31 protein-coding genes are annotated in these 26,158 nt (G+C 64.5%); 15 read left to right on the top strand and 16 right to left on the bottom strand.

The annotated features are described in order from the left end of the window. Positions 1-8: 8 nt before the first annotated feature. Positions 9-857: an ATP phosphoribosyltransferase gene (gene hisG / locus RR_RS16630; RefSeq protein ID WP_004960442.1), complete on the top strand. Its 849-nt coding sequence runs from the start codon at positions 9-11 to the stop codon at positions 855-857. A 204-nt stretch (positions 858-1,061) separates the two neighbouring features. On the opposite strand, the gene RR_RS16625 is transcribed toward hisG, so the two are convergent. Next, positions 1,062-1,451, bottom strand: a complete 390-nt coding sequence (locus RR_RS16625; protein WP_004590159.1) for a DUF7473 family protein — start codon at positions 1,449-1,451, stop codon at positions 1,062-1,064. Between the two features lie 87 nt (positions 1,452-1,538). On the opposite strand from RR_RS16625, the gene RR_RS16620 reads away from it, so the two are divergent. Further along, positions 1,539-2,570, top strand: a complete 1,032-nt coding sequence (locus tag RR_RS16620) for an RNA methyltransferase (RefSeq protein WP_049939185.1) — start codon at positions 1,539-1,541, stop codon at positions 2,568-2,570. A gap of 89 nt (positions 2,571-2,659) precedes the next feature. Continuing rightward, positions 2,660-2,815 carry a rubrerythrin-like domain-containing protein gene (locus tag RR_RS21935; protein ID WP_004960444.1) on the top strand — a complete coding sequence of 52 codons (156 nt, stop codon included), beginning with the start codon at positions 2,660-2,662 and terminating at the stop codon, positions 2,813-2,815. 22 nt (positions 2,816-2,837) lie between these two features. On the opposite strand, the gene RR_RS16615 is transcribed toward RR_RS21935, so the two are convergent. Genes RR_RS16615 through RR_RS16595 form a run of 5 tightly spaced genes read right to left on the bottom strand, consistent with a single transcriptional unit; the run spans position 2,838 to position 5,764 of the window. Next, on the bottom strand, positions 2,838-3,377 hold the full coding sequence (locus RR_RS16615) for a GTP-dependent dephospho-CoA kinase family protein (protein WP_049939062.1): 540 nt from the start codon (positions 3,375-3,377) through the stop codon (positions 2,838-2,840). A 1-nt stretch (position 3,378) separates the two neighbouring features. After that, positions 3,379-3,576, bottom strand: coding sequence for a transcription elongation factor subunit Spt4 (spt4, locus tag RR_RS16610; protein ID WP_004960449.1), 198 nt, complete (start codon positions 3,574-3,576; stop codon positions 3,379-3,381). Continuing rightward, positions 3,576-4,154 carry a DNA-directed RNA polymerase gene (locus RR_RS16605; protein ID WP_004516007.1) on the bottom strand — a complete coding sequence of 193 codons (579 nt, stop codon included), beginning with the start codon at positions 4,152-4,154 and terminating at the stop codon, positions 3,576-3,578. Before RR_RS16605 ends, spt4 begins: the two co-directional genes overlap by 1 nt. A gap of 3 nt (positions 4,155-4,157) precedes the next feature. Further along, on the bottom strand, positions 4,158-4,535 hold the full coding sequence (locus RR_RS16600) for a hypothetical protein (RefSeq protein WP_011224457.1): 378 nt from the start codon (positions 4,533-4,535) through the stop codon (positions 4,158-4,160). After that, the gene (locus RR_RS16595; protein ID WP_004960453.1) at positions 4,535-5,764 is read right to left on the bottom strand and encodes a translation initiation factor IF-2 subunit gamma; all 1,230 of its coding nucleotides are present in this window, start codon (positions 5,762-5,764) and stop codon (positions 4,535-4,537) included. The genes RR_RS16600 and RR_RS16595 overlap by 1 nt, the downstream gene beginning before the upstream one ends. 395 nt (positions 5,765-6,159) lie before the next feature. Between RR_RS16595 and RR_RS16590 the strand changes: the two genes are divergently transcribed. From RR_RS16590 to RR_RS16580, 3 genes are all read left to right on the top strand, one after another. Further along, the gene (locus RR_RS16590; RefSeq protein ID WP_011224456.1) at positions 6,160-7,047 is read left to right on the top strand and encodes a DUF7351 domain-containing protein; all 888 of its coding nucleotides are present in this window, start codon (positions 6,160-6,162) and stop codon (positions 7,045-7,047) included. 138 nt (positions 7,048-7,185) lie between these two features. After that, a complete protein-coding gene (locus RR_RS16585) occupies positions 7,186-7,362 on the top strand; it encodes a hypothetical protein (RefSeq protein ID WP_004960459.1) in 177 nt (58 codons plus the stop codon). Positions 7,363-7,404: 42 nt separating this feature from the next. Further along, complete coding sequence (locus RR_RS16580; RefSeq protein WP_049939061.1) at positions 7,405-8,355, top strand: DUF5787 family protein; 951 nt, start codon at positions 7,405-7,407, stop codon at positions 8,353-8,355. 19 nt (positions 8,356-8,374) lie between these two features. Here the strand turns inward: RR_RS16580 and RR_RS16575 are convergent, their stop codons facing one another. From RR_RS16575 to RR_RS16560, 4 genes are all read right to left on the bottom strand, one after another. After that, a complete protein-coding gene (locus tag RR_RS16575) occupies positions 8,375-8,671 on the bottom strand; it encodes a hypothetical protein (protein ID WP_004960466.1) in 297 nt (98 codons plus the stop codon). Positions 8,672-8,732: 61 nt separating this feature from the next. Next, on the bottom strand, positions 8,733-9,608 hold the full coding sequence (locus RR_RS16570) for an MBL fold metallo-hydrolase (RefSeq protein ID WP_011224454.1): 876 nt from the start codon (positions 9,606-9,608) through the stop codon (positions 8,733-8,735). 44 nt (positions 9,609-9,652) lie between these two features. Next, a complete protein-coding gene (locus RR_RS16565) occupies positions 9,653-9,928 on the bottom strand; it encodes a hypothetical protein (protein ID WP_004960471.1) in 276 nt (91 codons plus the stop codon). A gap of 82 nt (positions 9,929-10,010) precedes the next feature. Beyond that, positions 10,011-11,354: an ATP-binding protein gene (locus RR_RS16560; RefSeq protein ID WP_049939060.1), complete on the bottom strand. Its 1,344-nt coding sequence runs from the start codon at positions 11,352-11,354 to the stop codon at positions 10,011-10,013. A 91-nt stretch (positions 11,355-11,445) separates the two neighbouring features. On the opposite strand from RR_RS16560, the gene RR_RS16555 reads away from it, so the two are divergent. From RR_RS16555 to RR_RS16545, 3 genes are all read left to right on the top strand, one after another. Next, positions 11,446-13,053 carry a DUF1508 domain-containing protein gene (locus tag RR_RS16555; RefSeq protein ID WP_011224452.1) on the top strand — a complete coding sequence of 536 codons (1,608 nt, stop codon included), beginning with the start codon at positions 11,446-11,448 and terminating at the stop codon, positions 13,051-13,053. A gap of 88 nt (positions 13,054-13,141) precedes the next feature. Further along, the gene (locus RR_RS16550) at positions 13,142-13,612 is read left to right on the top strand and encodes a pyridoxamine 5'-phosphate oxidase family protein (protein ID WP_011224451.1); all 471 of its coding nucleotides are present in this window, start codon (positions 13,142-13,144) and stop codon (positions 13,610-13,612) included. 99 nt (positions 13,613-13,711) lie between these two features. Then, on the top strand, positions 13,712-14,845 hold the full coding sequence (locus RR_RS16545) for a thiolase family protein (RefSeq protein ID WP_011224450.1): 1,134 nt from the start codon (positions 13,712-13,714) through the stop codon (positions 14,843-14,845). 139 nt (positions 14,846-14,984) lie between these two features. On the opposite strand, the gene RR_RS16540 is transcribed toward RR_RS16545, so the two are convergent. Beyond that, positions 14,985-15,452: an NUDIX hydrolase gene (locus tag RR_RS16540; RefSeq protein ID WP_004960485.1), complete on the bottom strand. Its 468-nt coding sequence runs from the start codon at positions 15,450-15,452 to the stop codon at positions 14,985-14,987. 257 nt (positions 15,453-15,709) lie between these two features. On the opposite strand from RR_RS16540, the gene RR_RS22525 reads away from it, so the two are divergent. Continuing rightward, on the top strand, positions 15,710-15,871 hold the full coding sequence (locus tag RR_RS22525; protein ID WP_011224449.1) for a hypothetical protein: 162 nt from the start codon (positions 15,710-15,712) through the stop codon (positions 15,869-15,871). Positions 15,872-15,943: 72 nt separating this feature from the next. Next, the gene (locus tag RR_RS16535; RefSeq protein WP_011224448.1) at positions 15,944-16,396 is read left to right on the top strand and encodes a PaaI family thioesterase; all 453 of its coding nucleotides are present in this window, start codon (positions 15,944-15,946) and stop codon (positions 16,394-16,396) included. On the opposite strand, the gene RR_RS16530 is transcribed toward RR_RS16535, so the two are convergent. Both RR_RS16530 and RR_RS16525 read right to left on the bottom strand, forming a co-directional pair. Further along, the gene (locus RR_RS16530) at positions 16,393-18,297 is read right to left on the bottom strand and encodes a cation:proton antiporter (protein WP_049939059.1); all 1,905 of its coding nucleotides are present in this window, start codon (positions 18,295-18,297) and stop codon (positions 16,393-16,395) included. The two genes, RR_RS16535 and RR_RS16530, sit on opposite strands and share 4 nt — an antisense overlap. 111 nt (positions 18,298-18,408) lie before the next feature. Then, positions 18,409-19,317, bottom strand: coding sequence for an MBL fold metallo-hydrolase (locus RR_RS16525; RefSeq protein ID WP_004960493.1), 909 nt, complete (start codon positions 19,315-19,317; stop codon positions 18,409-18,411). Positions 19,318-19,424: 107 nt separating this feature from the next. Between RR_RS16525 and RR_RS16520 the strand changes: the two genes are divergently transcribed. The 3 genes from RR_RS16520 to RR_RS16510 all read left to right on the top strand — a co-directional run bounded on the left by RR_RS16520 (position 19,425) and on the right by RR_RS16510 (position 22,154). Further along, a complete protein-coding gene (locus tag RR_RS16520) occupies positions 19,425-19,868 on the top strand; it encodes a universal stress protein (protein ID WP_011224445.1) in 444 nt (147 codons plus the stop codon). Positions 19,869-19,949: 81 nt separating this feature from the next. Then, a complete protein-coding gene (gene serS / locus RR_RS16515; protein WP_011224444.1) occupies positions 19,950-21,332 on the top strand; it encodes a serine--tRNA ligase in 1,383 nt (460 codons plus the stop codon). Positions 21,333-21,443: 111 nt separating this feature from the next. Further along, positions 21,444-22,154, top strand: coding sequence for a class I SAM-dependent DNA methyltransferase (locus RR_RS16510; RefSeq protein WP_004960499.1), 711 nt, complete (start codon positions 21,444-21,446; stop codon positions 22,152-22,154). A gap of 26 nt (positions 22,155-22,180) precedes the next feature. On the opposite strand, the gene RR_RS16505 is transcribed toward RR_RS16510, so the two are convergent. Together RR_RS16505 and RR_RS16500 are read right to left on the bottom strand one after the other, a co-directional pair. Then, positions 22,181-22,561, bottom strand: a complete 381-nt coding sequence (locus RR_RS16505) for a nuclear transport factor 2 family protein (protein WP_004960512.1) — start codon at positions 22,559-22,561, stop codon at positions 22,181-22,183. After that, positions 22,558-24,240 (bottom strand): redoxin domain-containing protein, encoded by a 1,683-nt coding sequence (locus tag RR_RS16500; RefSeq protein WP_049939058.1) that lies wholly within the window; start codon positions 24,238-24,240, stop codon positions 22,558-22,560. Before RR_RS16500 ends, RR_RS16505 begins: the two co-directional genes overlap by 4 nt. Before the next feature lie 87 nt (positions 24,241-24,327). Between RR_RS16500 and RR_RS16495 the strand changes: the two genes are divergently transcribed. Beyond that, on the top strand, positions 24,328-24,843 hold the full coding sequence (locus tag RR_RS16495; protein ID WP_049939057.1) for a DUF367 family protein: 516 nt from the start codon (positions 24,328-24,330) through the stop codon (positions 24,841-24,843). Positions 24,844-25,012: 169 nt separating this feature from the next. On the opposite strand, the gene RR_RS16490 is transcribed toward RR_RS16495, so the two are convergent. Next, positions 25,013-26,086, bottom strand: coding sequence for an enolase (locus tag RR_RS16490; RefSeq protein ID WP_049939056.1), 1,074 nt, complete (start codon positions 26,084-26,086; stop codon positions 25,013-25,015). Between the last annotated feature and the right edge of the window lie 72 nt (positions 26,087-26,158).

Below are 26,158 nucleotides of genomic sequence, written 5' to 3'. Positions count from 1 at the left end.
GTAGGCGTATGCGAATCGCCGTCCCCAACAAGGGCCGCCTGCACGAACCAAGCGAGGAACTGCTCGAACGGGCCGGCCTCCATCTGGTCGACGGGGCCGACCGCCAACTGCACGCCGATACTGTCGATCCGGACGTGACCGTCCTGTACGCCCGCGCCGCTGACATCCCCGAGTACGTCGCGGACGGTGCTGCCGACGTGGGTATCACCGGCCTCGACCAGGTCCGGGAGTCTGACACCGACGACCTCGTCGAACTCCGGGACCTCGATTTCGGCCGCTGTCGCCTCGTTCTTGCCGCGCCTGAAGAGAGCGACATCGAGACCGTCTATGACTTTGAGGACGGCCGCATCGCCACGGAGTTCCCTAAAATCACCCGCCGGTACTTCGACCGGGTCGACGTGGATGTCGACGTGACCGAGGTGTCCGGCGCGACGGAACTGACTCCCCACGTCGATATCGCCGACGGTATCGTCGATATCACCTCGACCGGGACCACGCTCCGGATGAACCGGCTGGCTGTCGTCGACGAGGTGCTCGAAAGCTCCGTCCGCCTGTTCGCTCGTGAAGACACCGCTGACAACGAGAAGGTGAAGCAGGTCGACACCGCACTTGGCTCAGTTCTCGCCGCCGACGACAAACGCTATCTGATGATGAACGCCCCCGAGGATGCCCTTGATGACGTGAAAGACGTGCTTCCGGGCATGGGCGGTCCGACCGTGATGGACATCGCCGGTTCCGACCAGCTCGCCGTCCACGCCGTCGTCGAGGAGCGTGCTGTCTTCGAGACCATTAGCTCGCTCAAGGACGTGGGCGCGAGCGATATCCTCGTGACGGAGATAGAGCGGCTGGTTGAATAGTACTTTTTTACGTCACCCCCTCTCCTCGCGCGCTTTATGAGCGCGCTATGGGGAGCGGGTTCGCAAAAATCTACGCTACAAACGACCTCCGAGTCGCGGCCTGCGGCCGCGCTCGGAGTGAAACCGCGCCGAAGGCGCGGTATGCAGGCCGCGCTCCGCGCCCGCATTCGGCAGACACTCCCACCACAGTCCCGGCTCGGAGGGTCAGAAGAACATAAAAATGTTGTTCAGCGCGAACCCAAGCACCGCCGCAAACGCCAGATGCAGCGCCACGAGCGGGGCCGTCGAGCGGGTCGACAACCGATAGGAGAGGCTGATGGCGATCCCGTCAGCAACGAGAGTGAGCAACAGGACGACAGCGACGCCGAGGTCCGCCGAGACGACGCCGGACTCGACGCCCCAACGCTGGAGGATGAGCGAGACGATTGCCGGCGCGAGGGCCGCCTTTGCGGCGAGTTGGCTCGGCACGTCGCCGATAAAGAACGTCGCAGCCAGGTGGAGGGTCAGAGCGTAAAAGAGCCAGGTGACGAGGACGGTCACGAGGACCGCGAGGATACCACCGCCGGTCAGGCTAGAGAACCCGGACTGGAGCATACTCGGGGTTCGTCGGCCGCTCGCTTGTGCGTTTTGTTCCCGGGCGCGACCGGCACGCTCATAGCCGCTCGCCCACACCGCTCGGGCGTGTACGTCCTCGAACTTGGCGGGCAGGACGACGCGTTCGCGCGGCGGGAAGCCGCAAGCGCCGCGAGCGCCGTCGACGTGCTCGCCCCCGGACTGGCGACGGCACGGGGTATCAGCGACCGCGTTCGCCACCTCGCGTTCACCCACCGGGCCTGTGACCTGATCGGAACCTCGGACCCGGACATCGAAAGCGCCGCCGCGCTGCTATCGGCCGCGACCATCGACCGCGAAGGGAGCGTCGCCGTGCGTGCGGTCGACGTGCGAGCAAGCACCGGTATCGACACCCAACAGGCCGAACGGACGCTGGGCGGCGTGCTCACCGACCGCGGCTTCGCCGTCGACCTTGACGACCCAGACCACGTCCTCTATGCCTATCTCTCAGACCCCGACGGCGACGAGGAGGGCGGGACCGGCGAGGCCTGCTGTGCGCTGGGCTGGCTTACCGCCGAGAGCGTGCGGGACTTCGGCGGCCGACAGCCGACAGACCGCCCGTTCTTCCAGCCCGGCAGCATGGACCCGCTCGAAGCCCGCGCGCTGGTCAATATCGCCGGAGCCGGCCCGGACGCAACGATACTGGACCCGATGTGTGGCACCGGTGGTCTCCTGCTGGAAGCGGGCCTGGTCGGGGCCGACGTGGTCGGCGGCGACGCACAGGAAAAGATGGTCTCGGGGACACGCAAGAACCTGGCCTACGCACTCGACGGCGACGGCCACCCTGAGCGAGCGTCGTACCCGGACCCGGGCGAGTGGGGGGTGTTCCGGTCCGACGCGTCCGCACTGCCAGTGGCCGACGACACCGTCGATGCCGTCGTCTTCGACGCCCCCTACGGTCGTCAGTCCCGTATTGAAGGTGACCTGGCCCCGCTCGTGTCCGGTGCGCTCGGCGAAGCCGCCCGCGTCGCAGGGCGGTGCGTCCTCGTCGCCGACCGCGACTGGCGCGAGGCCGCGACCGGGGCGGGCTGGGCCGTCACTGACTACTTCAAGCGACGCGTTCACCGCTCGCTGGTCAGGCACGTCCACGTTCTTGAGTGACCATACGTTCACTTTCTCTGGACAGGTGTTGTCTTTTGTTTGGGTATGAGCAAAGTTTATGCCGTGACAAATGCTAATGAGTCACAAGTATGCCAACGTGGTCAGACCCCGCCCCATGCGACGACGACGAACAGCTGTTTGAATGCCCGGACTGCGGGAAGCGTCTCTGTAGCGAGCGCTCGACGGTCTCCTGTGGCCGCTGTGAGACAGAAATGCAGAACCTCAGCGTCCCTCGGCCGGAATAAAATCAGTCCGCGCTTTTGCTAGTTAGTTCGACACGAGTGCAATCGCTCGCTCGGCGTCGCCGTCCATCCGCTCCAGCAGCGACCGGACCCGGTCCCGGGCTGTGTCGTCGCAGTCGGCCAGCACCATTCCCTCGTCCGGTTGGCCGTACACGACACTGGCACCAGCAGGCGCGGCAAGCACTGCAGGGAGCGTAGCGAGGTCCTCCTCGCCGTCGACATCCAGAAGTGTCGTCTCGTCGCTGTCGAGACCGTCTCTGAGTGCAGCAAGCAGGTCTGCGGTGAGTGTCGCAGCCGGGTTGTCGACTGAGAGCGTCCGGTCGAAGCCGTCGATTGCCGCTGCCACGTCCGCGTCGACGGCCGAGCGCTCGGTCCGTTCGTCGACTAGCGCGAGGTCGGGCGTCCGCCCGGCCTCGATGAGGTGGTACGTGACCATGTCGCCGACGGCGATGATGGGGTCACCGGCGTCGGCCAGCAGCGCCGCTGTATCAGTATAAATCCGTCCGAGCGGCTCTTTCAGTTCGTGCCGCAAGTCACTCGGGAGTTCGAGAACGACGTCGGACACGTTAGCGGACTTTCAGCGCGTACTTGCCCGGCTCGGTCACTTCCATCTCCTCAGCGATGTCGGACCGCTCCGGGTGCGCGATGACGACGTAGCCGGCCCAGTCCTCGGTCAGTGCGGTGCCGCCGCAGGCCTCACACTGGCTTTCGATCTCCGCGCTCTGGACGCGGTGACAGTCGCGACAGACGAGTCGGTCCGCCATCAGCTATCACCGGCTTCCGCCGTGCCTTCACGGCGCTCGCGCTCCTCCTGGAGCCAGCCGTGCTTGCCCAGGCCGACCTGTTTCGCCGTCAGGCCGATCTTGGAGTCGCGCGGGTTGCGCTCGTCGATACTCTTGGTGACGATACGCGCCCGGACGGCGTCACCGACGGTGAGCGTCCGGTTAGACTCCCGTGAGGCGAGTTGCTGGTTCTCCTCGTCGTAGGCCAGATACTCGTCGGATATCTGGGAGACGTGCAGCAGGCCATCGACCGGCCCGATGCCGATGAAGGCCCCGAAGTTGACGACCTCGACGACCTCGCCGTCGACCACTTCCTGCATCTGTGGGTCGAACGTGAGGGCGTCGAACTCGGCCTCGTAGTAGACGCCGGGCTTGTTCGGCAGCACGGCACCGGTGCCGATGTCGTGGACCTCGATGACGGAGACGACGCTGCCGACGTCTTCGTCCATTCGTCCTTCGAGCTTCTCTTGCAGGAGCCGTTTGACCAGCCCCGGACTGACCTCCGCCAGAAAGCGTGGCGGGACTTCGACCGTATCGCGTAGGCGTACCCGTTTATACATGTGTTATGGTTGAGTGATACCCAGTTTGTTCCGGCCCCTTAAACTAATTACTGGAACGCCCGCGTCCAGCAGGCGTCGTTTGAGGGGGTTGTCGTTCGTAACCGCGTGTGTCGCATCGTCTGTCTGTGCCAGTTCGAGGACGGCGTCGTCCGCGTAGTCCGCCGTCGTCTCCCGAATCGCACACCGGTCGAGCAGGTCCTGCCCGACAGAGGCGGCCGTCGCTTCCGCGCCGGCCCCATCGGCCAGTTTCGCCAGTTCGTCGCGGACGGCAGCGGGCGCGACGTAGTCCGTCGCGTCCGGCAGCACCCTATCGAGTTCCTCGAACAGGCGTACGTTACATTCGACCGGCATCATCAGCGCGTTCGTGTCCAGCACGATCATCACCGCAGCGTGCCGACACCGATGAGCCGCCACCGAGCGCCGACACGGCGGTTGATCGCGATCTTCGAGCCCGACGCCGCACAGACCGGGCGCTTGAGCGCGACTTCACATTCGTCGTCGCGCGCGCTCGTCACCGACCCGACCGTGGTTGCGGTGCCGATAGTCAGCATGAGCGGTTCGCCGGTCGAGATTTCGTCGACCTCACCGCCATCGTCACCGACGATGCGTTCCAGCAGGTCCACGTCCATCGTGAACGTCTCGTGGACCGGCGGGAGGCTCCCGGGCGGCCCGGCGACCTGTCCGGCGAGCGCGTCGCCTTTGGTGATTGCGGGGTCGAGCCCGGTCCCGACGCCGAGCAGGCCACCCGGCGTGACCGTGTCCACGAAGTCGCCGCCGGACTGGAGCGAGCGGACCGTCGTCGTCACGGGCTGCCACTCCGTCTTGCCGCCTTCCTCGACCTCGCGGCCGGGACGGAGTTCGATCTCGTCGTCGGCGTCCAGTTGGCCGCCAACGAGCGACCCGCCAAGCACGCCGCCCATCAGGTCGTCCCAGGTCGTACCGGGACGGTTGATGTCGAACGAGCGTGCGACCATCATGCGGGCGTCCTCGTCCGGGTCCCGTTCCGGCGTCGGAATCTCAGACTGGACAGCCTCGATAAGCAGGTCGATGTTGGCCTCCTGGCCCGCGCTGATGGGGACAACCGGTGCGCCTTCGGCGACGGTGCCCTCGACGAACTCCTGAATCTGCTCGTAGTTCTGCATCGCCCGCTCCTCGTCGACAAGGTCAACCTTGTTCTGGGCAATGACGATGTTGTCGATGCCGATGATATCGAGCGCGCTCAGGTGCTCCTCAGTCTGGGCCTGCGGGACGGGCTCGGTCGCCGAGATGACGAGGACGGCCCCGTCCATGATGGCCGCGCCGGACAGCATGGTTGCCATCAGCGTCTCGTGCCCGGGCGCGTCCACGAACGACACCGTCCGGAGGTGGTCGGTGTCGACGTCGTGGTCGTCGCAGTGCTCGTCGACGGTAAAGGCCTCCGGCTCCTCGGCCTCCGGACAGCGACGGAACGTCGCGTCGGCGTAGCCGAGTCGGATAGAGATACCGCGCTTCATCTCCTCGGAGTGCTGGTCGGTCCATTCGCCGGACAATGCCTGTACGAGCGTCGTCTTTCCGTGGTCGACGTGCCCGACGAGTCCGATGTTCACCTCCGGTTGTTTGTTCGATGTCATTTCGAGAGTAATCTTGGTGGAGTTTCGCCGCGTGCAACTGATAAACCTACTGTTTGCGCCCCGCCGACCCCGGTTCAATCGCCGATTTGGTCCCTGCTGACCGCGGCAACGTCACCGGATTGCTCGGTATTGGCCCCGATATAGCGACGCGACCCCGTCACTGAGCGAGCAGCGGACTGTGCGAGTCGGGTGCTACGCCGGCTATCGCCATTGCGATACTGTCGGGGGCAGCAATCAGCCCATGCTGTCGCCCGTGACGAACCGGTCGAACCCTGCTCAGTGAGCGGGACTGAAACGCTGAAGCGATCGTGTATCGTGGACATCTTCTGTCACCGATATTACGTAACTGTGTTTCTGTGAACGCTTTTGTTTATGCAGGAACAGGTCAACGTACGATGCGAGTCGATGAGTCCCCCGAAACGGATGCCGACATTGACCCGGCGACGGCGTTCTCGGTCATCGCAAGCGAGACGCGTCTGGACATTCTGGAGGCGCTGTGGCGCGCAGATGACCGACCAGTTCGCTTCTCGGAGCTGTTCGACGCCGTCGAGCTAGCCGACAGCGGGCAGTTCAACTATCACCTGCAGGAGCTCACCGGCCAGTTCGTCAGCCAGGGAGCCGACGGGTACGACCTCCGGTACGCCGGGACGCAGGTCATCCGCGCGGTGCGGGCAGGAACGTTCACGCGGACACCCGACATCGACCCGTTCCCGGTGACCGGGGCCTGTACGCGGTGTGGCGGCGGTCTGCTGGCCGAGTACGCCGACGAGCAGTTCGCCATCGACTGCGAGGACTGCGGGAAGGCCCACGGCGAGTACCCGTTCCCGCCGGGCGGTCTGGTCGACCGGACACCGGCGGAAGTCGCGACGGCCTTCGCCGAGCGGGTGCGACACCTCCACTGTCTGGCCGCCGACGGCGTCTGCCCGGACTGCGCCGGTCGGATGGGGACGGAGATATCCCGCGATGGCGACTGCTGTCTCGACGTGTCGGTCCGCGCCGAGTTCGTCTGCGAGCGGTGTCGCCACGAACTCTGTTCGCCTGTCGGGCTGACGCTACTCGATAACTCCCGCGTTGCAGCGTTCTACGACGACCACGGCGTCGACCTGTCGAGTCGGCCTTACTGGACGCTGCCCTGGTGTGTCGACGACCAGTACACCAGTGTCGAAGCCACCGACCCGTGGCGGCTCGCGGTCCAGATTCCGCTGGCCGAAGCGGAACTGACCGCCTATCTGGACGGCGACCTCCAGCCGGTCGAGTTCGAGCGACAGGACTGCGGGCACTGAGCCGACCTGTTGGTCCTGTGGGGGTACGCTGTTTTTCCGCTGACTGAAATCGTTTTCAGGAGATCCCCGATGCGTGTCTCCCGCAGAAATATCATTCAGATTATACTTATCGGCGTTCGGGACCATTGTTTCACTGTAATGTACCAGCCTGCGCCCTACGCCGACCCCGAGCTGTACAGGCCGACGTATCCACCCCTGACCGGCCGTTCCCTGCTGGGAGTGCTAACTGTCTACCTCGGCTTGCTGACGCTACTCTCACAGAGTCCGGTCCTCGCGCTGGCGGCGCTGATCTGTTTCTTCGTCGCCAGCCGGTAACCGGGCGCGGGGCTTTTGCCCGTCCCAGCCCTGCCTCCGGTCGTGCGGGAGTTCGACTTCGAACTGGCGCTGTGTGCCCATCTTGAGCGCGAGGGCCGTCTGGTGAGCCGGCAGCTCGGCGGCGCTGTCCACGGCCGGCGCGTCCTCGACACCGTCGTCGTTGAGCCGGGTCCTGAACTCGACGAGCGGGCGGCCATCACTCCCGAACGGCTGCCGACGGCGGCCATCGAAAGCGACGTTGGCCCAGGTCGGGCGCGGTACTGGAAGGACGCCTTCGACTGTCACCCCGACCGCGCCGAGCGGGCCGTCGAGCTGGCCGCCGAGCGAGGGTTTTTCGAGCGCGAGCGTCGGGGTGGCCGGACATACGTCCGACAGACGACGCGATATCCCGACTGGTTCGGCGAAATCGTCGCCATCGAGAACAAGCCCGACCTGAGTCGCCCCGGCGATCTGGAATCACAGTTGCGGACCGACGTGTCGCTCGCGCTCGCCGACCGCGTCGTACTGGCGACAGCGTCCTACGTTACCGGGGCGCACCTCAACCGGATTCCCGAGGAAGTCGGCGTCTGGCGGTTCGACGCCGACAGCGGAACGATAGACGTCCGTCGAGAGGCGACACCACTGTCGACCGACGACTCTGGCGTCGAACTCCTTGCGGAGCGGCCGGTCCAGACGGACGTGCGGATGGTCGGCGCTTCGGAGAAGGCCCGCGCGCGTCGGCAACTGGCCGAGCGAGCGTACGGCAAGGGATGGCGGAGTTTCGACTACCCCGCATGTGAGCGCTGTTCACCCGACAGTGACGGAATTCCGTACTGCCAGTGGAAGGACCGCGCTGTCCGCGAAAGCGACGACTGCGGCCCGGACTGCGGTGGGCACGAGGCAGCCGACCCGCCGGCCGTCGACGGCGACTCACTCCGGGCCGAGCGGACGCCGTGGCGGGCAGACCCCGACGGACGCGGGCGTCGCCAGTCGGGACTGGATCGGTTCGGATAGCCACGAGAAGTTGTCACCGCTACCGGGTGTCGTCCGTCGAGGGGGTGTCATCGGGAGGGGAACCGCCGTCGCCAGCGGTCGGGCGGCCGTGCTGTTCGTAGTTGTCTTCGGTCACCGCCGGTGCTTCGGTAGCGACTTTGGCCGCGTGTTTCGTTCTGGCCTGATAGTTCGCCGCGGCCGCGATACCGACACAGGTGACCAGTCCCACCACCAGCACCCAGTCGATACTGCCCACGATACCCTGCTGGACGGCGATTGCGAGGACGCCGCCAGCCAGCGACAGCCCACCGACCTCCGCGATGCCGCGCCTGTCCATACAACGGCATTAGCTGCCATGGCCTATAATCTACGGTCCGTTTCACCCAGCCGAATCCGGGTCAGAGCATGAACTGCTCGCCGTCGAGTCCGATGTCGTCGGCGAAGGCCCTGTCCGCGGGGACGTAGTGCGCGGTGTGGACGATACGGTAGTCGTCGGCCTCGATGTCGGCAGCGAAGTCCCGCGCGCCGGGCAGGGTCATGTGTTTCGTGCCGAAGGTTCTCGGAACGCCGTCCTCGTTGTGGTGCGTGCCGCCTTTCGGGTGGTATTCGCAGGCCTCCGGGTGAACGATGCCCTCGACGAGCGCGAGGTCGGCCCCGGTCAGCACGGATTTCGAGCGGTCGGGCACGTCATAACAGGTGTCCCCGGAAATCGACAGCACTGCACCGGTCTGTGGTTCCTCGATGCGCAGGCCGTAACACAGAAGCGGCGGGTGCGTGACCGGGACGAGCGTCACCTCGAAGCCGGCGACGGTGAACGGCTCGAGCGGCGTCTGTGCGTGGACCGATACCGTGTCAAGGTAGTCATAGCGGCTCCGGACGGCCTCAGCGACGCTCTCGTCAGTCACCGGGTCCGTCTCGTCGGCGGCGTGGACCGGCAGTTCGTCGAACAAACGGTAGGCATTGCCGAGGCCATCGAGGTGGTCAAAGTGAATGTGCGTAATGATAGCCGCGTCCGGCAGCGGGACCGACTCGCGGAGGAACTGGTGACGGAAGTCCGGACTCAGGTCGACCAGCAACGACTCGCCGGTTGTATCGTTCTCTACGGCGACGGAGAAGCGCGACCGTTCGACCCCGCCGGTAGGGTCGATGCCGCGCTCGCGAACATTGGCCCGGAGTTCCTCGTCAGGGTCGCGCGCCCGTTCGCACGTGTCACAGTCGCACTGGACAGTCGGCGTCCCCGTCGTGTCGCCGGTCCCAAGCAGCGTGACCTCCATTACCGGTCCTTCAGAGTGCGACCCGCCTAAGCCCCTCGCTTTCGTTACTGGCTATCGAACAGGTTCGCCGGGTCGATGCCCTGTCGCTCCATCGTCGCCACCAGCAGGGACTGGGCGCGTTCGTCGGCGAGGTCGTCGAACAGACACTCGAAGAATCCCTCAAGTAACTCCGGGCGGATGCGCAGGTCGACGTACTCGACTTGCTTCTCGGCGATAACCACGTCTACGTCCCACTCGCCTTCCTGCGGGTCAGTCATGCGAACGTCAACCCACGACTCGGCGGGGTCGTCTGTCTCGGTGAATACGCTGTCGTCAGCCATGGCTACCGAATGGTTCCTGCATTGATAAGTAAATCGCTCATACCGATAGCCAGAACGGGTGCCTGAGCGGGTAAGCAATCGCTCAGTGGTCGTGGTCGTGGTCGCTGCCGCCGTCGCCGGAGAAGCCGCCGCTCCCGGCGACCAGCGCGTCGGCGTCGCCGTCCATCATGTCCATGTTCTTGAGGTTGTCCCGCTCCTCGAAGTCGATGATGGCGTCTTCGAGGTCCTGTTGTGTGAGCGTCGTCCGCTCCTCGGTCAGAGCATTGAGCACGGCCTCACGGAGCACGAGCCGAAGGTCGCTGCCGGTCAGCCCCTCGGTGAGGTCGGCCAGTGTCTCCGGGTCGAAGTCGTCGATCTCCATCTGCTGGGTGACGATACGGAGGATGTCCGCGCGCATGCCGCTATCCGGCTTGGGGAAGTTGACGATTTCGTCGAAGCGCCGCCAGGCGGCGGCGTCGAGCTGGTCAGGGTGGTTCGTTGCGCCGATGAGCAACACCTCGTCCTGAATAAGTGAAATCTCGTCGATGCTCTTGAGGAGGGTGTTGACGGCGCGCTTGATCGCGGCGTGTTCGTCGGAAGAGCGGGTCTTGGCGACGAAGTCGAACTCATCCATGAAGAGGATACACGGCGAAAGCCGCTTTGCGACCTCGAACACCTTCTCGACGTTCTTGGCCGTCTCGCCGAGGTACTGGCTGGTGATCATCGAGAGCTTCACTTCGACAAAGGGGAGGTCAAGGTCATGCGCCAGCGCGCGGGCGACGCTGGTCTTGCCGGTCCCCGGCGGGCCGACAAAGAGGAGTTTCCCGATCTCGCGCAGGCCGATCCGGGCAAGGTAGTCGCGGTGTTCGATGGCCTTGACGATCTTCTGGATCTCGTCTTCCTGGTCAGTGGTCAACACCAGGTCGGCAAGCGTCATTTCCACCTCTTCGGGGGCGCGCACATCGACCAGGTCGAGCATCTCCTCGTCGTCCTCGTCGTCGGTGTCGAACGCCTCCTCCAGTTTAGCGTCGATGAACGCGCGGTCGGCGCGCGACGGTCGGTTCTGTTGGCGGGCCCGCTCGTAGTCAGCGCCCTCGACCTGGTCCTCGAAGGCTTTCGCCAGGACCGGGTTGTCTTCGAGGTCCGAGGCGTCGACCCGTTCGAGGAACCACTCCTCGGCGAGGTCGCGGTCCGTCATGGAAATACTCCCCGAGAAATCGTCGCGGTCGGTGAACATCAAGCCGGAGATGGCCGCCCAGGGCCGCTCGACACCGGTGGCCTCGCTCGCGGTTGAGTTGGTGACCGACAGCGGCCGTTCGATCTCGCCGTCGCTCCAGAAGACGGACCGGTACGAGGCCGGCAGGTCGTCCGGCTCAAGGTCCCGCCGCTCGCTGTAAATAGTGGCCGTCAGCAGAAACTCAACGACATCCAGTTCCGGATTGCTCATTCCCACTGATGTTACCACGCAACCGGTATAAGTCACTCGAAGCCCCGATGGCCGACACCAAGGTAATATACCACCCCTGTGTGTTTCAAACATGGCAACTGGTAACACATTACTCGCAGTGTATCGGAGCCGCATCGGCGAGCCGACGACCGACGACGAGGCCTACGGGTACTGGCTGTTTGTCATCGGCATCGTACTCGGAATCGTCGGCCTGCTTCTGTTTTATTTGACAGCGTCGCGGAGCACGCCCCGACAGTTCGGCTATCTCCTCGGTGCGATTGGTCTCATCTCGCTGTTTGCGGGACCGACAATCAGACTGCCGCTGACACGACGTGGGCTGATACTCACATACCTCGGGGCTGTGGTCGGACTGGTCGCGATGGTGTGGTTCACCACGTTCTACCCCTCGAACTGGACCGGCCCGGAGGGGAACCCGGCAGTGACGCTGTATATCGTCGGCCTCGGGCTGATGGCTGTCGGGGCGGTCGTCTCGCCGTTGCTGACTGGACGGAAAGAAGCGTACGATAAAGCCGTTCAAACGGCAGAGGACGCAACTGAAGTGGCCGAGCAAGCCACACAGGAGGCCGACCGGGCGTCCCGGGAAGCGACACAGCAGTCCCAGACCGCCGACCGAGCGACCCGCGAGCGCAACAGGCTGGCCGAGCAGTTAGCGACCAGCGAGGCCGCCCGCGAGGAACTGGCGACCGTGACCGAGGCTAGCGAGGCGGAACTCGCCGCGGCCCACGCCACCATCGCGGCTGCGATGGACAGCAAGGCGACATTCGAACTGTACGAAGACGCTGGGGGCAAGTACCGCTGGCGGCTCCGCCACCGGAACGCCAACGTCATCGCCGACAGCGCGCAGGGGTACTCCTCGCGCCAGAAGGCGATGCAGGGGCTTCGCAGCGTGCAGTCCAACGCCGCCGGCGGGGCCGTCGTCTTCTTCGAGGACGCGACCGAGGACGACACCGCCGAGGACGTGCCGGTCGTGCCGGCCCCCGAGAGCGACGCGACGTTCGAACTGTTCGAGGATTCGGCGGGGGAGTTCCGCTGGCGCTTGCGCCACGACAACGGCAACATCCTCGCTGACAGCGGCGAGGGGTATGCCTCGAAGTCCAACGTTCGACGGGCGCTGCAGAGCGTCCGCGCACACGTCCCCGGCGCGGCCTACCTCAGGGTCGACCCCGTCGCCTACGAGGTGTACGCCGACGCCGCCGGAGAGTTCCGCTGGCGCTTGCTCCACCGCAACGGTAACATCCTCGCCGACAGCGGCGAAGGATACAGCTCCCGGTCGAACGCCCGGCGGGCGGCCCGTCGAGTCAGCGAACTCGCACCCGACTCCGCGGTCGATGACCGTTTCGAGGTGTATGAGGACGCTGCCGAGGAGTGGCGCTGGCGGCTGCGGGCCGACAACGGCGAACTCATCGCCGACAGCGGCGAGGGGTACGCGAACCGGTCGAAGGCGATGGACGCCGTCGAGCGGGTCCAGTCCTACGCCGCCGACGCCGACTTGCTGGCTATCGGGAGCGCGGCGTTCGAAGTGTACGAGGACAAAGGGGAGGAGTGGCGCTGGCGGCTCCGACACCGCAACGGCAAAATCATCGCTGACTCCGGCGAGGGGTACGCCGAACGCAACAAAGCCGTGGCCGCCATCGAGCGGATCAAGCGCCACGCTCCGGGTGCAACACAGGAGGAGTAACGGTGACCGGGAATGTCCTGACGGGGAGTTCTCTGTATCGAGGAATAGCCGAATTAATTAAGCAGGTTTCGATCGAAGTTACACCTATATGACAATAGACACACTCGAGGCGGCCGGACTCACGCACATGGACGACAGCGACATTGCGGCGTTTCTGTCGAACCAGCGGGTCGGTGTGCTGGGGCTGCCGACCAAGAGCGGACCGTACATGATTCCACTGTCGTTCGGGTACGATGGTGACAGCTCGCTGTATTTCACCTTCATCGGTGGGTCGGCGAGTCGCAAGCAACGGTTGACCGAGGCGGCAGCGGACGCGACCGTGCTCGTGTACAAAGTCGAATCGATGTTCCACTGGGAGAGTGTCCTGCTACAGGGCAATATCGAAGCTGTGCCCGAATCCGAGTGGGCCGATCTTGCAGAGGTGCTTGACGGAGCGTGGCGGCCGGAGGTGTTTGAGGACGCAATCAAAGACGACGATGTCACCATCTACCGGTTCCACATCGACAAGCGGGAAGGGCTCAGACACGCCGGCCTCCCGCCGGGGTTCGAGCGGGAGTGAAACGGCTGCTCGACCGCGGTCAGGCCGTCGGCCGACAACGGTTCCCCCACTGTGTCGAGTTTGTCAGGATTTAACACAGGCCGAGACGTTCCGTTGTCCATGCCCACACCTGTCATCGTGGATGCAGTCAGAACGCCACAGGGAAAGGAGGACGGCGCACTCGCCGGCGTCCGGAGCGAAGACCTCTCTGTGCCGCTTATCAACCAGTTGCTCGCGTCGACCGGCGTCGAGGCCGAGGACGTTGACGACCTGCTGTGGGGCTGTGCCCAGCAGCGCGGGGAACAGGGCAACAACATGGCTCGCGTCATCGCGCTGTTGTCGGACCTCGGCGAGAGCGTCCCCGCATCGACGATTAACCGCTGGTGTGCGTCTTCCGCCGAAGCGCTGATGCGGGCCGCCGACGCCATCGCGGCCGGCCAGCGCGACGTGCTCATCGCCGGCGGTGTGGAGTCGATGTCCCGCGTGCAGATGGACGAAAACACCCACAACGTCCATCCGCGGCTGGCCGAGCAGTACAACATCGGCGAGCTCCAGATGGGGATGACCGCCGAAAAGGTCGCCAGCGAGATGGAGGTCGCCCGGCAGGAGCAAGACGAGTACGCGCTCCGGAGCCACCAGCGCGCCGCCGACGCGACGGAGTCCGGTCGCTTCGACGACGAAATCGTCCCGATCGAGACCGAGGACGGACAGCTCGACGCAGACGGGGGTATCCGCCCCGACACCACGCTCGAAAAGCTGTCCCAGCTACCGACGGTGTTCAAGTCGGACGGGACGGTCACGCCCGGCAACGCCTCGCAGGTTTCTGACGGTGCGGCGGGGCTGATGGTCACCTCCCGTGAGTTCGCGGAAGACCGCGGACTCGACGTGCTGGCGGAGATCGGCTCCCACGAAGTCGCCGGCGTCGACCCGACTGTGATGGGTATCGGTCCGGTCCCCGCCGTTCGCAAACTCACCGAACGAACGGACCGCGAGACGGACGATTACGACCTCGTGGAACTCAACGAGGCCTTCGCCTCCCAGTGTCTGTACTGCCAGCGCGAACTCGGCTTCGACGACGACATCTACAACGTCAACGGCGGCGCAATCGCCATCGGCCACCCGCTCGGGGCCTCTGGCGCGCGCCTTCCAGTGACGCTCGTCCACGAAATGAACCGCCGCGACGCGGAGCTGGGTCTGGCGACAGAGTGTGTCGGCTTCGGTCAGGGCGCGGCTATCGAGTTCCGACTGCCCTGAGCAGCCGCTGTCAGCGCGGTTTCAGTATTCTGCCCCAGCACGACGTTTGCGAATCCGTCGGTTTCGAGTCTGTTCTTATGAATCCGTCATTTGCGACCGCTGTGGCGCTTGCACGAGCGATATTTGAGAGAAGAAGTCGTTAATCGGCAGCCACATCGCCGGCTGTCGTCGCCTCAGCGGGACTCGTCAGGGAGTGGAGATAGTCGTCAAGATCAAGTGCGAAGGTGGCATCGGTCTGGAGGTCGACCCACGAGAACTCGAACTCTGCGCCGCGTTCCTCGCCCGTCCCGGTGACGGTGTGGACCCAGTGGTCCCGGGACTCGTGAACGGGGAGGTGGTAGAACGACCGCACGTACCGCTTCGGGGGCGACTCGCGGCGCGTCCAGACGTCGGTGGCGATGTGTTGCAGGCGCTCGAATGAAGCGAGACCGCTCTCCTCAACAGCCTCTCGCTGTACGGCGACCCGCGGTTTTTCCCCTGGTTCAACGGTTCCCTTCGGTATCTGTAGCCCGTCGTGCCCCGGCCCGTCGAACACCAGCAGTTCCGACCCGTTTCTGGTGATGTAGGCACAGGCTTTCTTGACGTACGTCGCCCGCTGTGGTTGCATAGCATCCGGTAGCTACGGCAAACATATAGTAGTACCCACATATCTGCCTAAAATCATATTAGGTCATCAGGGGGGCAAAGAGGGATGCTGATAGGAAGCGGGGGCCGGTAGCAAGGCCGCTACAGTCTACCGGCATCCTCATTCTCGGTGTACGCGCTGCGATAGTGGCAGTTCGGGATTGTAGATGACTAGTCACTATAAATTAATTTTAGGTTTTATTGTAAGGGTTAAAGTAGTGTCAATAACATATACTTTGTATGGACGGTCACATCACACCGGAAGAGTGGGAGCGAATCGAAGCGTTCGCACAGAAACCGAGCTACTTGCGTCGTCCGGAGCATCTGCTCCCCGAAGAAGCCACGGAGGGCGACGAGAGCGTGACGGAACAGTGGCAGGCGACTAACCGGGACGTGTCCTAAGAAACCGACCACGCCTGACCCGTTGTTGTGCGTTCTCGGAAGCTTATCAGACTCGATTCCGTGGGGATAGCCATGAGTCTCAAATCGATGTTCAACGACATCCCGTTTGTCAAGCAGTTAGGGATGGAAATAACGGCCGTCGACGATGGCTATGCGGCGGGCGAACTCCCGCTAAAGGACGGCCACTCCTCAAACCCCGAATCGATAATCGCACATGGCGGCGTCACGTACTCGCTCGTCGACACCGTCGGCGGGGCGGCCGTCATCTCACAGTCCGGCACCGTCTCGCCAACGGTCGACATGCGGATCGATTACCTCGCGCCAGCGACCGCCGATTTACGGACTGAGGCGGAGGTGATCCGAAACGGCGGGAGCGTCTCAGTCGTCGATGCAGAAGTGTACGACACCGATGGCCATCACATCGCGAGCGCTCGCGGGACGTACAAAACTGACGGCGACCGCGGTGAGTCGCCGTGGACAGCAGGCGTCGACGAATCAGACGTTGCCCATCTTACCGACGACTAGTCGCCGCTGACCATCTTCATCCCGTCGCGCACGGACTCTCGACGGCCCAGCAGGGTCACCATGTCGCCTTCCTCAAGGATATAGTCTGCTGTGGGTACTTCGGCGTTTTCGTGGAGTTCCCCGCTGACGAGCGCGACCAGACAGGCGTCGGGCAGCATCGGCCCGACATCGCGGATCGGCTTCCCGATGAGTTCCTGGTTCTTGACCTCGACCTCCTGCACATCGCCGCTCCGACCGACATCGGTCATCCAGTGGGCGATAGCGGGGCGCTCGATCTGGTTGTCGATGGCCCAAGCCGTCGCCATCGCCGAGGAGATGGTGCGAACGCCGAGGTCCTCGAAGGCCTCAACATTGTCCGGATTGTTCGCGCGGGCGATGACCCGCTCGACGCCGAACTTCGAACTCGCTAGCTGTGACACCAGCAGGTTCGCGTCGTCGTCACCGGTCGCCGCGACGACGGTTTTGGCGTTTTCAGCCCCGGCCGACCGCAACGTGTCGGTGTCGGTGCCGTCGCCGATCTCGACGGCGTACCCCTCGTTGCGGGCTCGTTCGACGCTCTCTTCCTCCTGCTCGATGATGACGACGTTCTCGCCCCGGTCTTCGAGGCGTGCGGCGAGCGCTCGGCCCACCTGTCCGCCGCCGACGATGATGACTCGCATTGGTATCACATCCAGTTTTTCCGCGATGAATCGCGCCAGTCCACCCTCAAACAGGGCGGTCGCAAAGATAACGAGAAAGACAGTGCCAAGCAGGATATCGGCCTGCGTCCCCAGCAGTTCAGCCTGTGCCCCAGTGACCTCCTCGGCTGCGGCGTTCAGTTCGACGGCAAACAGCGTGGCAACAGACGCCGGAATAATACCACGCGGCCCGACAAAGCTGACGAACAGCTTCTCGTTGGTGGTGAATCTGTCACCGACGGTCGAGACGAACACCAGCAACGGCCGGATGAACAAGGCGACGGCGAGGACGACGATGATGCCCGCTAGCCCGACATCAATGAGCGAGGCGGGTTCCAGTTGCGCCGCCAGTGCGATAAACACGAACGACAGCACCAGCAGCGTGATATCGCCTTTGAACTCCTCGATGTCCTCCTCGTACGGGTGGTCGACGTTCCCGAGCGCCATCCCCGCCGTGGCGGCGGCGGCGACACCGGCCTCGGTCGCTATCGTGTTCGCGCCCGCGTAGGCGATGAGCGCCCCGGCGAGCACGAGCAGTCGGGAGTTCCGCGGTGCGTCACCGGGCGAGAGGTCGACGTACTGGAGGAGGTAGTACAACACACCGGCGACGATGAGGCCGACGAGCAGGCCCGTTCCCAACCGGAGTGCGAACGCCCGCAACAGTCCCTCGCTCGACGCCACCGGATTGACCGTCTCGAAGATGACGACGGCGATGATAGCCGCGGTCACGTCGTTGACAATCCCCTCCGTCTCCAGCGCGGCGGCAACGCGGTCTCGAACCGGAACGACATCGAGGATTGGCGTGATGACGGTCGGCCCGGTCGCAACCAGCAGCGCACCGATCAGGAACGCGAGGTTCCAGGAGACGGCCGCGGAGCTGAACGCGAACTTAACGGCGATAGCGGTGCCCACGAGTGCGATAGCCGCACCGACGGTAACGAGTCTGAACGTCGCGGCCGGAGCCTCGCGTAGCCGGTCGAATCGGAGGTGATAGGCCCCCTCGAAAACGATGATTGCGACCGCTAAGCCGACGATTGCCGACAGCGCTCCACCGAAGGTGCCGTCACCGATGATGTTCAGTCCGGGCTGGCCGATGATGACACCGACCAGCAGGTAGAAGATGATACTAGGCACCCGCAGTCGTGCTGCGAGGACCTGTGCAAGAACACCGAGCCCGATGATACCGGCGACAAGCGGAATCAGTAGCCCCGAACTACCAGCCACAGTTGGCCTCCATCTGTCCAGCCTAACGCATCGCCCTCGTATAAACGCATTCACTCACCGGCACACGGGGGCTCCATTGGGACCGCAGTGTCAGGCCTCTGTGACGTTTGGCTATTCGTCCCGGTTATCGAGCGCCACGAGGACGCCGCGGACGTTCAGGCGCATCTCGGCGCGGCCCTTTCGCTCGCCCCAGGTATCGGTGTCGGCCCGCTCGACGAAGTAATCGATGACCGCCTCGTCGTCGTCCAGTTCCTCGCGTTTTCGCTCGACCTCGGCGACCCATTCAGGTAGTATCTCGGTGTATGTTTCCAGCTTATCGCCGGTTTCGACGGCACCGAAGTGGCCGAACATGAGGATGTCCGGGTCGAGGTCCTGTATCATCGCCACGTCGTCGAGCGCCTGGTCGAGCGTGAAGTTGACCGGCGGGGTCGTGACGTGCATCTCGTCGGTCGACGGGTTGTAGATGCCGGCAGCGTCGGCGGTGAACACACCGTCGATGGCAGGGTCGTAGAAGACGACCTGATGTGGCGCATGGCCCGGCGCGTGCAGAGTTTCGAGGGAGTGGTCACCTAGGTCGATCACGTCGCCGTCAGTTAGCGTCTCGATACGGTCTTCGGCGACCGGGATCGGCTTGCCGTAGAACTCGATCTGGTCACCGACGGCGTGTTTGGTCCCCTCCCAGAGCCGCTCGGGGTCGACGAGGTGGCGCTTGCCTGACTCGTGGACGTACACCGTCGCATTCGGGCAGTCCTCGGCGAGGTAGCCGGCTCCGCCGGCGTGGTCCAGATGGACGTGGGTCGCCGCGATGACTTCCAGATCCTCGGGCGCGATCCCGACCGACTCCATCGCCGAGAGGATGGTTTCGTGTCGCGCGCCGGTGCCGGTGTCGACCAGCGCCGGTCGCTCGGCGTCGATTATGTAGACGGGCCCGTACTCGGCGACGCCGTACATCCCGACGTCGACGTAGTGGACATCTATGCAGTCCCCGACCGTCACCTCGTGAACGTCACCGATTCCCATACACGTCCTCGTGACCGGCGGGGGCAAAACCGTTATGCTGTGGCTGTCGTGACAGTCAGGCAAAAGGAAGGGCAAAGCCATTTACCCGGAATCAGAAACACCACTGTATGTACGACGCCGTACTCGTTCCGACCGACGGCTCCGAGGGGTCCGCCACCGCGGCCGAACACGCCATCGACCTCGCACAGCGCCACGATGCGAGGCTGTACGCGCTGCACGTCCTCGAAACCGAGCAGGTAGTCGACCAGATTCCCGAGTTCGAGGACAGCAGCATCTTCGACCGCCTCGCCGACGCCGGCCAGCAGGCCGTCGACGACCTGCGCGCGCAGGCCGAAGACGCCGGCATCGACACGGTGACAACGGCGGTCAAGCAGGGCGTTCCCCACGAGGAAGTCGTAGACTACGTCGAACGCCACGATATCGACGTCGTCGTGATGGCGACGGAGGGGCGAACCGGGCCATCTCGGGAACTCATCGGCAGCGTCACCGAGTCGGTCGTTCGGGCCTCGCCGGTGCCGGTGCTGGCCGTCAAGGTCGGCGGCGAGGCATAGGGCGACGGAGGGGTCGGCGGGCAGGGCCAGCCCCACCGCGGGACCGACACGACTAATTTCTGCCGTCGAGAACCGTCGGCCATGTTATCGAGACAGTTCGTCCGGGAGCACCCCGAGACGGTCCGTGACGCTATCGAGCGGAAGGGCGTCACGGGCGTCGACCTCGACGAAATCCTCGACATAGACGAGGAGTGGCGGGAACTGAAAGCCGAAGGCGACGGGCTCCGACAGGAGCGCAACGAGGTGTCGAGCAAGATCGGCGAGCTCAAGCAGGACGGCAAGGACGAAGAGGCCCAGGAGGCCATCGACCGCTCGCAGGAACTCAAAGACGAACTGCAGGATATCGAGGAGCGCGCCGACGAACTGGAGTCCCAGTTGGAAGAGGCGCTGCTAGAACTGCCGAACATTCCCCACGAGTCGGTCCCGACCGGCGAGGGCGAGGCCGATAACGTCGAGCGCTACCGCGAGGGGTTCGACGACCTCCGGGACCTGCCCGACGAAGTGGTGCCCCACTACGACCTCGGCGAGGATCTGGACCTGCTCGACTTCGAGCGCGGCGCGAAGGTGTCCGGCGGCGGCTACCAGTTCGTCAAGGGCGAGGGGGCACGTTTGGAACACGCCCTCATCCAGTTCATGCTGGACGTCCACCGCGAACAGGAGTACGTCGACGTGCTTCCGCCGATTCCCGTCAACTCCGATTCGATGGAAGGGACCGGCCAGCTTCCGAAGTTCGCCGAGGACGCCTACCGCGTCGGAGCCAGACAGGACGACGACTACGACAGCGATGACCTGTGGCTGCTCCCGACGGCGGAGGTGCCGGTCACCAACATGTACCGCGGCGAAATTTTACTTGATGACGACCTGCCGGTCAAACATCAGGCGTTCTCGCCGAACTTCCGCCGCGAGGCCGGCGAGCACGGGACCGAGACGCGGGGGTACGTCCGCGTCCACCAGTTCCACAAGGTGGAACTCGTCAACTTCGTCCGGCCCGAGAACAGCTACGACCGGCTTGAGAGCCTGCTTGACGAGGCCGCCGAAGTGCTCGACCGCCTCGAACTGCCCTACCGCGTGCTCGACATGTGTACCGGCGACATGGGCTTTACACAGGCGAAAAAGTACGACATCGAGGTGTGGGCACCCGGCGACGACATGGAGGACGGTCCCGACCGCGGCGGCCGCTGGCTCGAAGTCTCCTCGGTGTCGAACTTCGAGGACTTCCAGGCGCGCCGCGCCGGCCTGCGCTACCGCCCCGAACGCCACGAATCCGCCGACTACCTCCATACGCTGAACGGCTCCGGACTCGCCGTCCCGCGTGTCCTCGTCGCCATCATGGAGTACTACCAGAACGACGACGGAACCATCACCGTGCCCGAGCCGCTCCGCCCGTACATGGGCGGCCAGGAAGTCATCGAGGGCTCCGAGAAAATCGGTGAGAGCGCCGTCGGAGCCGGCGAGAAAGAGTAGGCCACCGCGGTCCGTTGCGCTCGGCCGGTGTCCCGCTTTCCCGTATGCGGTGTGTTACACGAAACCATATTTCAATACAGTATTACATTCGTTCGCCGGCACCGCCGAAGTATGCTGGACGACGCTTTCGGGCAGATGGTACTGGACTTCCACCGCGGGGACCTCGCCGAACGGCCCCGCTATCGCCGCGACGACGACGATCTGACTGAAGCACATCTTTCGGGCTACTTCGAGCCGCCATCGGCGTGGCATCCCATCGAACAGAACCTGTTCTCGGCGGTGACGGGCCGTGTCCTCGACGCCGGCTGTGGCGTCGGGCGACACACGCTTCCACTACAGGAGCGCGGCCACAGCGTGCTGGCCGTCGACCGGAGTCCGGGAGCCGTCGCGGTTGCCCGCGAGCGCGGCGTCACGCGTCCCGTGGTCGGCGACCTCCGACGGCCGCCGGGCAACGGATTCGAGACGGTCGTTGCCCTTGGCAAACAACTCGGCCTCGGCAGTTCGCTGGCCGACCTCCGGACGACGCTCACCGAACTGGCGGCGGTGACACAGCCCGGTGGCCGACTCGTCGCCGACATGGACACGCTCGACCGGGCAGAGCCGGAGACTGACGCGGCCCACCGCACCCAGCCCGGTGTCGCTTACCGGACCTTCCGCGTCGAGTACGACGGGCTGGCCGGCCCGTGGACCGACCTGTTGCTGGTCACGCCGTCGGAGTTCCGCGACGCGGTCAGCGAAACGCCGTGGACCATGGACACGCTCGTCGGGACCGAGACCGACGGGTCGATGTACGGCGTTCAGCTGTCGCTGCCCGGACAGTAAAATAGCAACTCCGCGACGGGCAGGATTCAGCGCGTGTACGTCTCTATTCGCTCGATGTCGTCCCCAGCGAAGGTGAACACATCGACGAACCCGACGATGCACTCGCCTTCAGCATCGAGCAAGCGGCCGCGAGCAATGACTGCCGCCGTCGTCGCGTCGTCGCTGTCGGCCGGCTCAACCGCGCTGTCTTTCTGGCGACAGTAAAGGCCGTCGAGCGGATGCGTGGTGTCTGTCTGGGGTCGTTCCTCACGCATGAACTGTACGAACCGGTCCCGGCCTTCGATGGTCCGGTCGGGGCGGTCGTGGACGAACGACGGGGCGAGCAGCGAGGCCAACTGGTCGTAGTCGTCGCCGTCGATGGCGTCGTAGTAGGCCCGCGTCCGCTGACGGAGAGCAGGTCGCGTCACGGGCCTGGTTCGGGTTCGTCACCCGTGTCTCTATCGCTCTCCGCGTCGGATGTCTCGTCAGCCGCGTCCGGGACCGAATCGGCAGCTTGCTCGGGGTCGGCTGATTCTCCCGTGTCGCCGCCGTCACCGTCGGCCATCGGGTCGGCCAGATCCAGTTCGACTGCGTCGTCAGTCTCCGTCTCGGAGTCAGTGGCGGCGTCCGATGACGCGTCGGGGGTCGACTGCTCGCCGTCCGACGCGTCCTGTGTCGAGGTGTCGTCGTCCGCGCTGCCGACCGTGTCGGGAGGCTCTTCAACCATCGCGGTCGGGGCCTCGTCCAGCGGGTCCGTCGGCTCGTTCTCAGCTTCGCTGGCGGCCAGTTCGGCCTGAATCTCCTCGATATCAGCGTCGTCGACATCCGAAAGCTCACCCTCGCCGTCAGGCGTCGGTGCCGACTCCGGTGAGGCATCGTCAACCGACGAGGCATCGGGTTCCGCCGCTGTCGACTGGTCCGCGTGAGCGGTCGCGTCGTTGGTTGCGGTCGGTGGATTCGTTGACTGGGTAGCTGTCCCCGTCGTCGTCCCCTCGGTCGATTCTGCCGTCGGATCGTCGGCTGTGTCTCGTATGTCGTCGGCCGCATCGGCGGCTTCAGATGACGGCGTCGACTCCAGCGACTCGGTAGCCGACGACGCCGTCTCTGTCAGCTCGTTGTCTGTCCGCTCGACTTCTGCGTCGATGTCTACGTCGAGCGAGGTATCCACAGCGGTCTCGTCCTGTGTGAGGAACGTCGGCCGGTCGTTGTCCGTCTCTTTTTTCAGTGTCTCCAGATCTGGCGGCCACGGACCGTCGGGGTCGGGTGGTTCCTTGTAGCCGCGGGCAGCTTCAAGCGGCCGCTCTGCGTCGTCCCGGAGTTGCTGGCCCTCGGCACCGTCCCCGCTAGAGTAGGCGCGAGCGGCCTGTGTGAGCCAGTCGCTGGCCTGCCACAGCGAGTTCGCCTTCGTCTTTGTGTCCTCGTAGATCGGTTTCAGGGACTCGTCGTCGACGAACCGGACAGCGGTGTCGAAGTGGTCTTCGGCGTCGGCGAACTCCTCGCGTGCCTGCTGGAAGTCGCCCTGTGCGACCATCCACTCCGACTCCCGGAAGGCCCCCATCGCCGACGTGAACGCGCGCCGTCCCTCAGTGTAGTGGGCGTGGCCGACGCGGTAGCGGGCGAACGCGGTGTCGTCGCCACCGGTGTCGGCGATAGCGTCCTTGATTTCCCCGACACGAGGGAGTTGCTGGAGGTTGTCGGTACTCCAGGCGTACTGCACGTCGCCGTCGTGGTCGATGACGACGACAGCGCGCTCGATCAGTTGCTGGCCGATATCGTCGATAAAGTCGAGTCCGTACTCACGGGCGACATCGTGGTCAGTGTCGGACAGGAGCGGGACTTTCAGGCCGTAGCGGTCGGCGAAGGCCCGGTGGCTATACACCGAATCCGGGCTGATGCCCAGGATCGTCACGTCCTTCTGCATCGTAAAGAGGTCGAGTTCGTCCAGATCACAGGACGTGTCGTCACAGGCCGGATTGAAATCCGCCGGATAGAACGCAAGGATGACCACGTCCTCGCCAAGATAGTCGGATAGTTCGACTCGCTGGCAGTCGCCATCGACGAGCGCCGGCAGTTCGAACAGTGGTGCCGCCGTCCCCTCTGAAAGCACACGTTGTACAACCAATTCCGGCTATAACAGTGTTTGCACAGTGTCACTGAACGAGTCGCTTTTATTCGCCAGCGTAGTAGCGCTCGTGTGGAACTGCACGTCCGGTACGAGGGTGACGACGACCCAGATAAATGTAGCGCACGGAAACTGGCCCGGATGGACGAGGCCGAACTCCACCGCGCGACGCGGTCGACGCCGCCCGGCATCGTGCTCAACCCCTTCGCCGAGCAGGCGCTGTCTCCGGCGGACCGACCGACCGCCGGCGACGGCGCTCGCCACAGCCGTCTGGTTGCACTCGACTGTTCCTGGGAGACCGCCGAACGGGAAGCGTTCGACCTCGAAGGGGTGCACCGCTCGCTCCCCTTCCTCGTCGCCGGCAACCCGGTCAACTACGGCACGGCCTTTCAGCTCAATACCGTCGAAGCCTTCGCGGGTGCGCTCGCCATTCTCGGGGAGCACGACCACGCCGAGCGGATTCTCTCGACGTTCTCCTGGGGCCACACGTTTCTGGAACTGAACGAGGAACCACTGGAACGGTACGCGAACTGCGAGGATTCGAGCGACGTCATCGACGTACAGGACGACTATCTCGCCGAGGAGTAGTCATCGGGGCGTTGCTGGCTTTTCGAGGAGCGGCGCATCACAGTGTGGACAGGCCCGCCGCGCATGTGCCTCCAGTACGTCGTCGATGCGTTCTCCGCAGGCTTGACACCGCATGACAATAGTTAGCCCTCCAACAATAATGTAGCTTCGGCTTCATATTTAAGGCCGCTTACGAGAAGCTGGTGCCGATACCGGCTGGCGCGTCGGGAGGGGTGAGCGGACTCGTCGGCAGGTCCGCGTCGGGGTCGGGGTCGTTATACCCGCCGGGCGCAACGTCGTTTGGCCCATCAGGATAGCACAGCGACGCTAGCGCCTGGATATGGTCGCGGCCGACACCGAGTTCGAACTGCCCGCCGCCGTACAGGTCGATACCGTGTGCCTCGCAGTAGTTGATAGTCGCAAGCACGGACTCGACGGTCCCGCAACGGGATGGTTTCATATTGAGCCACGCCGGTTCGAAGGGCAGCGACTCGATGCTTTCAACGCCGGTGATAGGTACGTCCCAGGTGACACGGGCCTCCTGACCGTCGAAGATGGGTCGGGTCGTCTCGGTCAGGTCGGGGTCCTCGACCAGCGCGTCCGGGAGGCCGTCGACGACACGACGGTAGAACTCCGGGTCGGCCGCGACATCGACATCTGTCCCCTCGTACAGCCCTTTCAGGTCCAGCACGCGAACATCGTAGTCCGCCAGCTGGTCGACAAGAGCGTCACTCCAAGACGGCGTCGGGTCGAGTTTGAACGACAGGTCGCCGTAGCGCTCACACAGCATCGCCAATCTGTCAGCCGTCGGCGGCGTGTCGTCGTCGGCGTTCGAGAGCCGCGTCGAGACGACGAAGTTCACTGGGTCGTACTGTCGGCCGAGTGCTGCCCCGAGGTCCGTGTCATCCTGCTGCAGCGCCAGGTCAAGCGCCGCGCTCTCGAACCCCCAGCGGCGGTAGTGACGGAACCGCTCCTCGTCGGGGGGCTCGGACCACAAATCGGTCGCTTCCAGCGTCGCCGAAAACGAATCAACGGTGTACTCGCCGGCCAGCGGGGAGTCCTCGCCCGGCAACGCATCGCTGTCCTGTAGCGCGTCGTGGGCTTCGGCTGTGTACGTCACGTCCTCGCCGCTGCCGGTCTCACCCGCACCGGAAAGGTGGATGACCGTCGTCACTCGGTCGAATCCGCTGGAGGTCGCCCGTTCTCGACGCTCGAATGAACAGCTCTCGATGGTGACCGGTAGGTCTGCGACCTGATCGTACATACTCCGGCTTCGTCGCTCGGGCATCTAAAGCCGGCGACGACTGGGAGGTGTCTCCCTGGTCTTTCACCGTCG

The sequence above is a fragment of the Haloarcula marismortui ATCC 43049 genome, from assembly GCF_000011085.1.
In the GTDB taxonomy this organism is placed as follows: domain Archaea; phylum Halobacteriota; class Halobacteria; order Halobacteriales; family Haloarculaceae; genus Haloarcula; species Haloarcula marismortui.
This window is presented reverse-complemented; position numbering and strand designations above follow the sequence as displayed.

Bases quoted from the DNA above. Each gene is read 5' to 3' on its own strand.
- RR_RS16585 (WP_004960459.1), top strand. From the start codon at position 7,186: ATGTACCAGCCTGCGCCCTACGCCGACCCCGAGCTGTACAGGCCGACG.
- RR_RS16550 (WP_011224451.1), top strand. From the start codon at position 13,142: ATGACAATAGACACACTCGAGGCGGCCGGACTCACGCACATGGACGAC.
- RR_RS16575 (WP_004960466.1), bottom strand. From the start codon at position 8,671: ATGGACAGGCGCGGCATCGCGGAGGTCGGTGGGCTGTCGCTGGCTGGC.
- RR_RS16555 (WP_011224452.1), top strand. From the start codon at position 11,446: ATGGCAACTGGTAACACATTACTCGCAGTGTATCGGAGCCGCATCGGC.
- RR_RS16535 (WP_011224448.1), top strand. From the start codon at position 15,944: ATGAGTCTCAAATCGATGTTCAACGACATCCCGTTTGTCAAGCAGTTA.
- RR_RS16545 (WP_011224450.1), top strand. From the start codon at position 13,712: ATGCCCACACCTGTCATCGTGGATGCAGTCAGAACGCCACAGGGAAAG.
- RR_RS16565 (WP_004960471.1), bottom strand. From the start codon at position 9,928: ATGGCTGACGACAGCGTATTCACCGAGACAGACGACCCCGCCGAGTCG.
- RR_RS16560 (WP_049939060.1), bottom strand. From the start codon at position 11,354: ATGAGCAATCCGGAACTGGATGTCGTTGAGTTTCTGCTGACGGCCACT.
- RR_RS16490 (WP_049939056.1), bottom strand. From the start codon at position 26,086: ATGTACGATCAGGTCGCAGACCTACCGGTCACCATCGAGAGCTGTTCA.
- RR_RS21935 (WP_004960444.1), top strand. From the start codon at position 2,660: ATGCCAACGTGGTCAGACCCCGCCCCATGCGACGACGACGAACAGCTG.
- RR_RS16605 (WP_004516007.1), bottom strand. From the start codon at position 4,154: ATGTATAAACGGGTACGCCTACGCGATACGGTCGAAGTCCCGCCACGC.
- RR_RS16600 (WP_011224457.1), bottom strand. From the start codon at position 4,535: ATGATCGTGCTGGACACGAACGCGCTGATGATGCCGGTCGAATGTAAC.
- RR_RS16625 (WP_004590159.1), bottom strand. From the start codon at position 1,451: ATGCTCCAGTCCGGGTTCTCTAGCCTGACCGGCGGTGGTATCCTCGCG.
- RR_RS16510 (WP_004960499.1), top strand. From the start codon at position 21,444: ATGCTGGACGACGCTTTCGGGCAGATGGTACTGGACTTCCACCGCGGG.
- spt4 (WP_004960449.1), bottom strand. From the start codon at position 3,576: ATGGCGGACCGACTCGTCTGTCGCGACTGTCACCGCGTCCAGAGCGCG.
- hisG (WP_004960442.1), top strand. From the start codon at position 9: ATGCGAATCGCCGTCCCCAACAAGGGCCGCCTGCACGAACCAAGCGAG.
- RR_RS16540 (WP_004960485.1), bottom strand. From the start codon at position 15,452: ATGCAACCACAGCGGGCGACGTACGTCAAGAAAGCCTGTGCCTACATC.
- serS (WP_011224444.1), top strand. From the start codon at position 19,950: ATGTTATCGAGACAGTTCGTCCGGGAGCACCCCGAGACGGTCCGTGAC.
- RR_RS16595 (WP_004960453.1), bottom strand. From the start codon at position 5,764: ATGACATCGAACAAACAACCGGAGGTGAACATCGGACTCGTCGGGCAC.
- RR_RS16590 (WP_011224456.1), top strand. From the start codon at position 6,160: ATGCGAGTCGATGAGTCCCCCGAAACGGATGCCGACATTGACCCGGCG.
- RR_RS22525 (WP_011224449.1), top strand. From the start codon at position 15,710: ATGGACGGTCACATCACACCGGAAGAGTGGGAGCGAATCGAAGCGTTC.
- RR_RS16570 (WP_011224454.1), bottom strand. From the start codon at position 9,608: ATGGAGGTCACGCTGCTTGGGACCGGCGACACGACGGGGACGCCGACT.
- RR_RS16525 (WP_004960493.1), bottom strand. From the start codon at position 19,317: ATGGGAATCGGTGACGTTCACGAGGTGACGGTCGGGGACTGCATAGAT.
- RR_RS16520 (WP_011224445.1), top strand. From the start codon at position 19,425: ATGTACGACGCCGTACTCGTTCCGACCGACGGCTCCGAGGGGTCCGCC.